Origin of the sequence: Cupriavidus alkaliphilus (genome assembly GCF_900094595.1) — a bacterium.
GTDB classification, from domain to species: domain Bacteria; phylum Pseudomonadota; class Gammaproteobacteria; order Burkholderiales; family Burkholderiaceae; genus Cupriavidus; species Cupriavidus alkaliphilus.
The window spans coordinates 373,241-383,666 of record NZ_FMAD01000007.1; the positions used below are offsets into that span (position 1 = coordinate 373,241).

The following is a 10,426-nucleotide window of genomic DNA, read 5'->3' on the forward strand; positions in this document are numbered from 1 at the left end:
ACAGAAAAGCCCAGAAACGAGGCCCCCATGACCATCGATGCCGCGCTCGCGGAACAGATCCGCCGCACCCCCAAGGCCGAACTGCATGTGCATATCGAAGGCACGCTTGAGCCGGAACTGATCTTCCGGCTGGCGCAGCGCAACCAGGTGGCGCTGCCCTACCCCAGCGTCGACGCGCTGCGCGCCGCCTACGCCTTCACCGACCTGCAGTCGTTCCTGGACATCTACTACGCCGGCGCCAGCGTGCTGCTGACCGAGTTAGATTTCTTCGACATGACCATGGACTACGTCAAGCGCGCCGTCGCCGACAACGTCCGCCACGCCGAGATCTTCTTCGATCCGCAGACCCATACCGCGCGCGGCGTGCCGATCGGCGTGGTGATCGACGGCATTGCCGATGCCCTGGCCCAGGCCCGCACCGAGTACGACTTCTCGAGCAGCCTGATCCTGTGCTTCCTGCGCCACCTGTCGGAGGAAGACGCGTTCGCCACGCTGGAGGCGGCGCTGCCCTATCGCGACCGCTTCGTCGGTGTCGGGCTCGATTCGTCGGAGAAAGGCAACCCGCCCGAGAAATTCGCGCGCGTGTTCGCCCGGGCGCGCGAGCTCGGCCTGCACCTGGTGGCGCACGCGGGCGAGGAAGGCCCGGCGCAGTACGTGACCGATGCGCTCGACATCCTGAAAGCGGAACGCATCGACCACGGCGTGCGCGCCATCGACGATGCCGCGCTGGTCGAGCGCCTGGCGCGCGAGCGCGTGGCGCTGACGGTGTGCCCGCTGTCGAACCTCAAGCTCAAGGTCTACCCCGACCTGCGCGACCACCCGCTCAAGCGCATGCTGGATGCGGGCGTGGCGATCACGCTGCATTCGGACGACCCGGCCTACTTCGGCGGCTATATGAATGCGAACTGGGAAGCCACCTTCGACGCGCTGCCGCTGGACGCTGCCGACGCGCACAAGCTGGCCCGCAACAGTTTTGAAGCGTCCTTCCTGCCTGCCATGCAGAAGGCCGAGTTCCTGGCGGAAGTCGACCACTTCTGGTCCGCCCCGCCCAAGTCCCCGCCCGCGACGGCCCCCGCGGCCTGAGCACGGCGCACGCCAATAACCCGGCCTGCTGCTTGCACCATGCGGTGCCGCGCGGGCCGGCCACGAGAGACAAACCATGACGACCCACCCCACCACTGACTCCCGTACCCGCGCCATCCGCGGCCGCGTGCTGCATTTCCTGCGCGACCCGCAATTCCATGAGGACGCGTATCAGTATTGGGACGACGGGGTGCTGATCGTCACCGACGGGCGCATCGCCGCCGCCGGCGACTATGCCCAGCTGGCCGAGCGCATCCCGGCCGGCGCCGAGGTCATCGACCACCGCGGCAAGCTGATCGTGCCCGGTTTTATCGACACCCACGTGCATTACCCGCAGACCGACATGATCGCGTCGCCGTCGCCGGGCCTGCTGCACTGGCTCGACACCTACACCTTCCCTGAAGAGCGCCGCTTCGCCGATCCCGACTACGCGCGTGGCGTGGCCGGCTTCTTCACCGAGGAACTGCTGCGCAACGGCACCACCAGCGCGGTGGTCTGGAGCACGGTGCACAAGGCCTCGGCCGACGCCCTCTTCGCCGAGAGCGAGGCGCGCAACCTGCGCATGGTCACGGGCAAGGTGATGATGGACCGCAACTGCCCCGAATTCCTGCGCGACACCGCCGAAAGCGGCGCGCGGGATTCCGCCGACCTGCTGTCGCGCTGGCATAACAAGGGACGGCTGTCGTACGCGATCACGCCGCGCTTCGCGCCGACCTCGACCGAGGCGCAGCTGGCCGCCTGCGGCGAACTGGCGCGCGCCTATCCGGACGCCTTTATCCAGACCCACGTGGCGGAGAACCGCGACGAGGTCAAATGGGTGGCCGAGCTGTTCCCGGACGCGCGCAGCTACCTCGACGTCTACGACCGCTATGGCCTGCTGCGTCCCGGCGCGATGTACGGCCACGCCATCTACCTGGACCAGGACGACCGCCGCCGGCTGGCCGACAGCGGCGCCGCGGTGGCGCACTGCCCGACTTCGAACCTGTTCCTCGGCAGCGGCTTCTATGACTTCCACCAGTCCGATGCCAACCGCCTGAACGTGACGCTGGCCACCGACGTGGGCGGCGGCACCTCGTTCTCGATGTTCCGCACCATGAACGCCGCGCACAAGGTGGCGCGCATGGGCGGCTACTACCTGACCGCGCTGCGCATGTTCTACCTGGCCACCCGCGCCGCGGCGGAGGCGCTGGGCTGGACCGGCCGCGTCGGCAGCTTCAGCGAGGGCTGCGAGGCCGACTTCATCGTGCTCGACCCCAAGGCCACGCCGCTGATCGCGCGCCGCAGCAACCGCTCGGAAACGCTCGAGGAAGAGCTGTTCGCCTTTGCCATGCTGGGCGACGACCGCGTGATCGACAGCGTCTATGTGATGGGCGAGCCGGCCAGCGTCCCGGCAGCCTGATCCGCCACACTTCCGCATCCGTGGCCCGCCGCTCTCGCGGCGGGCGCGCCCTTACCGCTTCCGCCGTCCCACCGGCTTGACGACCGTCAAGACTGCCTTCGACAAAGCCTTCTAACCTTGCGGTTCCGCCGCGGCCACTCTGCCTTGCCGCGCACAGATATCCATCGACCGCAATCAGAAGGTTCTGCATGACCGCATATCAATCCGTTGACCCCGCCCCCGGGCACGCCCGGGCGCACGCCGGCGCGCGCGCCCATGCCCCGCACCAGGCGCCGCTTCCTGAACCGATCGCGCCGGACGCGCCGCTGCCGTCGCGCAAGATCATCCGCGGCTGGCTGATCCCGCTGGGCCAGCGCAGCACGCCGCGCGCGCTGATGCTGTTCGCCTTCGATTACCTGCTGTTCGGCGCCGTGCTGGCCGGCGTGGTGCTGGCGCCCCACTGGGCCGCCAAGCTGGCGCTGGGGATGCTGGCGGGGCTGGTGATCGCGCGCCTGTTTATCATCGGCCACGATGCCTGCCACCAGAGCCTGACCCCGCGCCGCGGCCTGAACAAGTGGCTGGGCCGGCTGACCTTCCTGCCTTCGCTGACGCCGTACAGCCTGTGGGAAGTCGGCCATAACGTGGTCCATCACGGCTACACCAACCTGAAGGGCTTCGACTTCGTCTGGGCGCCCTATTCGCTCGAAGAATTCAACGCGCTGCCGCGCTGGCGCCGCGTGATGGAGCGCATCTACCGCACCGGCTTCGGCCCGGGGCTGTATTACCTGGTCGAGATCTGGTGGGGCAAGCTGTTCTTCCCCAGCAAGCGCCAGATGGCCACGCGCCGCCCGATCTTCACCGGCGACTGCGTGCTGGTGGCGGCGTTCGGTCTGGCCTGGATCGGCGCGCTGGCAGCGCTGGCGCTGGCCACGCAGCAGTCCGTCTGGATGCTGATCGGCGCCGGCTTCGTGCTGCCCTTCCTGGTGTGGAACATCACCGTCGGCTTCGTGCTGTACGTGCACCATACCCACACCAGCGTCGCCTGGTACGACACCAAGACGATGTGGGCCCGGGCCCAGCCGTTCGTCTCGACCACCGTGCACCTGCGCTTCCGCCACGGCATCGGCGCAGCGCTGCACCACATCATGGAACACACCGCGCACCACGTCGACATGAGCGTGCCGCTGTACCGCCTCAAGCGCGCGCAGGCGCTGCTGGAACACGCGCTGCCGGGCCGCATCATCATCGAGAACTTCTCGTGGCGCTGGTATTTCGACACCGCGCGCCGCTGCAAGCTCTATGACTTCAAGGCGCTGTGCTGGACCGATTTCCGCGGCCGCCAGACCAGCGACAACGCCCCGGTGCCGGCCTGAGCACCGCCCGCCGCGCGGCGGCGGGTGGACGAGCCCCCGCCGCCGCGGTTATAATCGCCGCTTCCATTGGGGAGTAGCCGCCCTGCTCTCACCGCGCCGCGCAATGCGGACTTCGGCAGACAGGGGCGTACGTCAACAGACTTGACCGCTTGCGGTTATGGCGTGCGCAGCTCCGGACCCGCCTGGCCAGACCGGCCCAGGCAGCGTCCATGCCTGGCGAGACCGATGACCATCCCTTTCTGGCCGGGCCGGGAAAGGGTTGCGTCATTGGCATCTCGCGATGCATTGCGGCCCGGTTACCCCACAAGATCAATATGGAAGCCTTCCTCGTCTCCACAGGCATCGTCGCCCTCGCAGAAATGGGCGACAAGACGCAATTGTTGTCGCTGGTACTGGCCGCGCGCTATCGCAAGCCGGTGCCCATCATCCTCGGCATCCTGATCGCCACGCTGTTCAATCATGGCTTTGCCGGCGCGCTCGGCGGCTGGATCACGCACGTCGTCGGCGAAAGCCTGCTGCGCTGGATCCTCGGCCTGGGCTTTATCGCGATGGCCGCGTGGATGCTGATCCCCGACAAGCTCGACGACGCCGAGCAGGCGCGTCCGGTCAAGGGGTTCATCGGCATCCTGGGCACCACCCTCGTCGCCTTCTTCTTTGCCGAGATGGGCGACAAGACCCAGATCGCCACGGTGGCGCTGGCAGCGCGCTTCAGCGACGCCGTGCTGGCGGTGGTCATGGGCACGACCTTCGGCATGATGATCGCCAATGCGCCGGCTGTCTTGCTGGGCGACAGGTTTGCCAACAAGATGCCGATCGGGCTGGTGCATAAGATTGCGGCGGGGATTTTCCTGGTGCTGGGGGTGCTGGTGTTGGTGAAGGTTGGGGGGTGATTTGGTTGGTGGGCGCGGTTGGTTGGTGACATGCTGTCGGGGCATTGAAGGGGCTGGGCGCTGTTGGTGACATGCTGTCGCGACATTGAAGGTGGTGGGCGCCGCTGGTGACATGCTGTCGGCTGTTGAACCGCCTGGTTCCGCCCTCCTGGGCGGGTCACTTTTTGGCCGAGCGCCAAAAAGTAACCAAAAAGCGCGTCGCCTAAGCGGCTGGCTAAGGCGACGTTGGTGGTTCCAGCGATGGTGACTTGCGGTCAGGCGGTTGGTGGTTCGACCCTGCTGGCGCTACCTGGAGGTGCCTGGCGTTCAAGGTCGGATGGACGAACCCGACCTTAGGTCGGTGGCAGCCTGCTAACCGCGTTATTGGTGGGACGCCTACGGCTGCGCTGCGCGCGCTCCCTATCTCAGGTCTACTGCTCTGGCACGGAGTGCGTCGCTGCGCTCACACGCGCTGTTGCGGCGCGTACGCGCCCCTCCGGAGGCCCCCTGCGCGGAAGCGAATCGTGCGCGCCCCGAAAGCCAAGCGAGCGCAGCGACGCGTTCCGTGCCATAGCCCACGGACTGCGATACTGCCGGCGCAGCAGCCGTAGGCGTTCCTACGACAAGACCCGCAGCAGGCAGCCACCGAGCGCTCTGGGCTCGTTCAAACACCACTCCAACGCCCCTGCCACCGTAGTGCACCACCGCGGCAGGCAGTCCAGCTATGTGAGGAAGCAAAGCCCCGTACGAAAACCCCAACGCACACTACGATAAGACATGCCGCCCGCAGGGCAGTAAACGCGCTTTTTGGTTACTTTTTGGCGCTCGGCCAAAAAGTGACCCGCCCAGGAGGGCGGAACCACGCGGTTCAACAGCCGACAGCATGTCACCAACTGCGACCACCCAAACAAAAACAAGAAACACCAATAAAAAAAACGGGACCCGTAGGCCCCGTCCAAACCCTCGCCGGTCCGGTACTGCCGGTTGCCAACTACTCAACCCTCCGGACCGTCGATCACCGATGCTCGGATTTCCCGGGCCGGCTCTGCAAGAGCCGGCCTCAATGCATTGCAGCTCAGAACGCGTTAATTCGTAGTCTTGGCACCGCCTTCGAACCACTGCCCCAGCAGCGCGCGCTCGTCGTCGGTGATCTGCGTCACGTTGCCCAGCGGCATCGCCTTCTGCTGCACCGCCTGCTGGTAGATCAGCTGGGCGTGGGCCTTGATGTCCTCGGGCGTCTCGAGCTTGATGCCCTTGGCCGCGGTCGGCATCATCTTCGGCTGCTCGGCGTGGCACTGCACGCAGCGCGCGTTCATCACTTCCTGCACCTTGGCGAAGCTGACGGTCGCGGCTGCCTCGCCATCGACCTTGGCCACGGCCGGGCGCGGCTGCGGCGCGATCATCACGGCGACAACCCCCAGCGCGGCGACGCCGGCTGCAGGCCACAGCACATTGATCTTGCCCTTGTGCTTCAGGATGAAGAACTGGCGGATCAGCACGCCCGACAGCATGATCAGGATCAGCACCACCCAGTTGTACTTGTGGGCGTAGGTCATGCTGTAGTGGTTCGACAGCATCGCGAACAGCACCGGCAGCGTGAAGTAGGTGTTGTGCACGCTGCGCTGCTTGCCGCGCTTGCCGTGGATCGGGTCCACCGGCTGGCCGGCCTTCAGTGCCGCGACCACCTTGCGCTGGCCCGGGATGATCCATGCCAGCACGTTCGCGCTCATGATCGTCGCGACCATCGCGCCCGTCAGCAGGAACGCAGCGCGGCCGGAGAAAATGTGGCACGCAACGTAGGCCGCCGCGGCGATGTAGATCGCCACCAGGATGCCGACCAGGCGGTCATTCTTGTTGAACAGGCGGCAGATGCTGTCATAGACGATCCAGCCGATCAGCAGGTACGACACCGCGAAGCCGACCGCCGCGCCCGGCGACATGTCGAACACGTTCTTGTCGATCAGGAACGTGCTGGCGTTGAACAGGTACAGCACCACCAGCAGCGCAAAGCCGCTCATCCAGGTCGAATACGACTCCCAGTAGAACCAGTGCAGGTTCTCCGGCAGCGACTTGGGCGCGGTCAGGTACTTCTGCGGGTTGTAGAAGCCGCCGCCGTGCACGGCCCACAGTTCGCCGTCGACACCCTTCTCCTTCAGGTCCGGCGCGGTGGGCTTGGTCAGGCTGTTGTCCAGCCACACGAAATAGAACGAAGAGCCGATCCATGCGATGGCGGTGATGACGTGCACCCACCGCAGCAGCATGTTGGCCCAGTCGAGGATATAGCCTTCCATGTCTTGTCTCCTGTTTCCCTATGCCACCGCTTCAGCTGCCGCGGTAGGTCGAGTACGACCAGGGCGAAACCAGGAGGGGCACGTGATAGTGCGCGTTGACGTCGGCAATGCCGAAGCGCAGCGGCACCACGTCCAGGAAGGCCGGCTCGGGCAGCTTCACGCCCTGGGCGCGGAAATAGTCGCCGGCGGCGAATTCCAGCTCGTACACGCCAGCGGCGAGGTCGGCGCCCTCCAGCAGCGGCTGGTCGCAGCGGCCGTCGTGGTTGGTGACCACGGTCTTGAGGGTTTCGCGACGATTGTCGACAATTTTATGGAGAGTAATCGACATGCCCTGCCCGGGCGTGCCCGCAGCGGTGTCGAGAACATGGGTGGTCAAGCGTCCCATCGTATTTGTCCTTTTGCGATTGGGTTGTGAGGGGCGCCGCTGCCTTCACTAGCACCATGTGTGGGAATGGTGCCCGCTCGGTACGTCTGGTAACGCATCCCGGCGCTGGGTTGGTGCGTGGCGACAATGCGCCTGCACTTCCCCGTTGGCAATTCAGGGATTTCCCTGAGTTGTCGAAAACCTGAGTTGGTTTTGTTGACAATATTGAGGCCGTAACCAAATAATTGTCAACAATTTTTGGATCACCGTACCCTGATAAGCAGGATTCACGGTGCCCCGCCTGACCTGCTGGTGCCACGATGTCCAAGAGCCTGAAGCTGATTGCCGCCAACGCCGAATCAAAGGCCGAATCCAAGATCGGCGAGCTCGGCGAACCGACCGAGATCCCGGGCAAGCCCGCCAAGCCCGCGCGCAAGGGCTCGGTCGAGGAGCGCATGTACCACGAGATCTACGACGCGATCATGGAGCACCGGCTGCCGCCGCGCACCAAGCTCACCGAGCATTCGCTTTGCGAGATCTATGCCACCGCGCGCCACACCGTGCGCAAGGTGCTGTCGCACCTGGCGGCGGACGGCATGGTCGACCTCGAGCCCAACCGCGGCGCCTTTATCGCCAGCCCGTCGACCGACGAGGCGCACGACATGTTCGAGCTGCGCCAGATGCTGGAGCGCGCGGTGCTGGAAAAGCTGGCCGGCATGCCCGACGTCAAGGCCGTGATCGCGCCGCTGCGCCAGATGGTCGCCGATGAGCGCCAGGCCTTCCTGACGCACGACCGTCCCAAGTGGATCCGCCTGTCCGCCGAATTCCACACCGCGCTGGCGGAACTGTCGGGCAATGCGCTGCTGGTCAACATGATGCGCCGCCTGGTGTCGCGCACCACGCTGATGATCGCCAGCGTGGAAGCGCCGGGCAACAACGCCTGCTCGTTCGACGAGCACGAAGAAATCCTCGACGCCCTGGAACAGGGCAATGCCGCACTGGCCCAGTCGCGCATGGCGCACCACCTTGGCGCCTGCGCCGACCGCGTGCAGCCGGACGAACCGGGCAGCTTCGATCTTCGCAGCGTACTAGGCCGCTCCACCTAGCACGGTGTTCCCGTCACGCCCCCGCAAGAAGAAGGCAGCAGGCCCGTCGTCAGTACCGCGCCCAGGCAGTGCAAACGAGAGCGCGGCGACGGCGGGCCCATAACAACACCGACCAAACTGCCGGCACGGACGTGGCGTTCCCATCAAACCAAAGGAGAGGAGACGCACCAATGAATTCCGCAAGCACCACGGTCCCGACGGACCTCACCAACGAGCGTTTGCCTTCCGGGCGCCTGCTCGCGCTCGGGTTGCAGCACGTTCTGGTGATGTACGCCGGCACGGTTGCCGTGCCACTGATCGTGGGTGGCGCGCTCAAGCTGCCCAAGGACCAGCTGGCGTTCCTGATCAACGCCGACCTGTTCGCCGCCGGCCTGGCCACGCTGATCCAGGCCATCGGCTTCTGGAAGTTCGGCATCCGGCTGCCGGTGATGATGGGCGTGACCTTTGCCTCGGTGGCGCCGATGATCGCCATCGGCACCGATCCCAACGTCGGCCTGCTCGGCATCTACGGCGCGGTGATTGCGTCAGGGATCTTCGGCATCCTGATCTCGCCGATGATGGGACGCATGCTCGGGCTGTTCCCGCCGGTGGTGACCGGCACGGTGATCACGCTGATCGGCGTGTCGCTGATGCGCGTGGCCATCAACTGGTCGGCTGGCGGCCAGCCCACCACGCGCGCTGTCATCGACGGCGTCGCCAAGGAGGTGCCCAACCTCGCCTATGGCGACCTGGCCAACCTCGGCATCGCGGGCCTGACGCTGGTCATCATCCTGCTGCTGACCAAGTACGGCCGCGGCCTGGTGGCCAACTGCGCGGTGCTGCTGGGCATCATCGCCGGCACGCTGGTGGCGATGGCGCTGGGCAAGGTGTCGTTCGAAGGCCTGGATGAAGCCAGCTTCGTCGCCGTCATCACGCCGCTGCACTTCGGCATGCCGACCTTCGAAGTGACCGCGATCCTGTCGATGTGCATCGTCATGCTGATCACGCTGGTGGAGTCGACCGGCATGTTCCTGGCGCTGTCGGACATCACCGGCAAGAAGCTGAGCAACGAGGACCTGACCCGCGGCCTGCGCGCCGACGGCCTGGGCACGGTGATCGGCGGCATCTTCAACACCTTCCCCTACACCTCGTTCTCGCAGAACGTGGGCCTGGTGACGGTGACCGGCGTGCGCTCGCGCTACGTGGCGGCGGCTGGCGGCCTTATCCTGATCGCCTTCGGCCTGTTCCCCAAGATGGCCCACGTAGTGGCCTCGGTGCCGCAGTTCGTGCTGGGCGGCGCCGGCATCGTGATGTTCGGCATGGTGGCCGCCACCGGCATCCGCATCCTGGGCTCGTGCGATTTCAACCGCAACCGCCACAACCTGTTCATCGTCGCCATCTCGATCGGCTTCGGCATGATCCCGACGCTGGCGCCGACGTTCTTCCAGTACCTGCCCAAGTGGACCGACCCGTTCACGCACAGCGGCATCGTGCTCGGCACGATCGTGGCCGTGACGCTGAACCTGTTCTACAACGGCATCCAGTCGCGCGAAGAGGCCATGCGCAACGCCGCGGCCAACTCGCACGGCACCGAGTAATCGAAGTACCGGCAACGCAGGGCCGGCCCCGCAAGGGTCCGGCCCCCGGGTTGCAGACCGGCGCCGCCGCCGGCACGACTGGCATGTTCATTGCATGACGATCGGCGCCTGCGGCGGGACGGCGGTGCCGGGTGGTTTCCTGAAGCAAGCAACGACACATGACAAACGATAACTATCCACGCGATCTCATCGGTTACGGCGCCCGCCCGCCGCACGCCCGCTGGCCGGGCGGCGCGCGCGTGGCGCTGCAGTTCGTGCTCAACTACGAAGAAGGCGGCGAGAACTGCGTGCTGCACGGCGACGCCGCCTCCGAGCAGTTCCTGTCCGAGATCGTCGGCGCCGCGGCCTACCCCGACCGCCACATGAGCATGGAGGGCATCTACGA

The 10,426-nt window shown here is 66.0% G+C and carries 8 protein-coding genes, 1 pseudogene and 1 riboswitch; of the genes and pseudogenes, 7 read left to right on the plus strand and 2 right to left on the minus strand.

Annotation, left to right across the window (positions count from 1 at the left end; translation table 11 throughout):
* The first annotated feature begins 27 nt into the window (after positions 1 to 27).
* From GA0116996_RS17420 to GA0116996_RS17435, 4 genes are all read left to right on the plus strand, one after another.
* The gene (locus GA0116996_RS17420; RefSeq protein WP_092314120.1) at positions 28 to 1,083 is read left to right on the plus strand and encodes an adenosine deaminase; all 1,056 of its coding nucleotides are present in this window, start codon (positions 28 to 30) and stop codon (positions 1,081 to 1,083) included.
* A gap of 76 nt (positions 1,084 to 1,159) precedes the next feature.
* Complete coding sequence (gene guaD, locus GA0116996_RS17425; RefSeq protein ID WP_092314122.1) at positions 1,160 to 2,482, plus strand: guanine deaminase; 1,323 nt, start codon at positions 1,160 to 1,162, stop codon at positions 2,480 to 2,482.
* A 188-nt stretch (positions 2,483 to 2,670) separates the two neighbouring features.
* Positions 2,671 to 3,834 (plus strand): fatty acid desaturase, encoded by a 1,164-nt coding sequence (locus tag GA0116996_RS17430; protein ID WP_092314124.1) that lies wholly within the window; start codon positions 2,671 to 2,673, stop codon positions 3,832 to 3,834.
* 50 nt (positions 3,835 to 3,884) lie between these two features.
* A riboswitch (yybP-ykoY riboswitch) is annotated at positions 3,885 to 4,121 on the plus strand.
* Between the two features lie 27 nt (positions 4,122 to 4,148).
* Positions 4,149 to 4,724, plus strand: coding sequence for a TMEM165/GDT1 family protein (locus GA0116996_RS17435; RefSeq protein ID WP_092314126.1), 576 nt, complete (start codon positions 4,149 to 4,151; stop codon positions 4,722 to 4,724).
* A gap of 1,064 nt (positions 4,725 to 5,788) precedes the next feature.
* Here GA0116996_RS17435 and GA0116996_RS17440 read toward each other — a convergent pair.
* Both GA0116996_RS17440 and uraH read right to left on the minus strand, forming a co-directional pair.
* Entirely contained in the window at positions 5,789 to 6,994 is a 1,206-nt protein-coding gene (locus GA0116996_RS17440; RefSeq protein WP_092314128.1) for a urate hydroxylase PuuD, read from the minus strand.
* Between the two features lie 31 nt (positions 6,995 to 7,025).
* Positions 7,026 to 7,379: a hydroxyisourate hydrolase gene (gene uraH / locus GA0116996_RS17445; protein ID WP_012352291.1), complete on the minus strand. Its 354-nt coding sequence runs from the start codon at positions 7,377 to 7,379 to the stop codon at positions 7,026 to 7,028.
* 299 nt (positions 7,380 to 7,678) lie between these two features.
* Between uraH and GA0116996_RS17450 the strand changes: the two genes are divergently transcribed.
* The 3 genes and pseudogenes from GA0116996_RS17450 to GA0116996_RS17460 form a co-directional block, all read left to right on the plus strand.
* Positions 7,679 to 8,464: a GntR family transcriptional regulator gene (locus GA0116996_RS17450; protein ID WP_092314130.1), complete on the plus strand. Its 786-nt coding sequence runs from the start codon at positions 7,679 to 7,681 to the stop codon at positions 8,462 to 8,464.
* 170 nt (positions 8,465 to 8,634) lie between these two features.
* Complete coding sequence (locus tag GA0116996_RS17455) at positions 8,635 to 10,041, plus strand: nucleobase:cation symporter-2 family protein (protein WP_092314132.1); 1,407 nt, start codon at positions 8,635 to 8,637, stop codon at positions 10,039 to 10,041.
* 158 nt (positions 10,042 to 10,199) lie between these two features.
* Positions 10,200 to 10,426 (plus strand): annotated as a pseudogene (locus GA0116996_RS17460) (allantoinase); the annotation flags it as partial.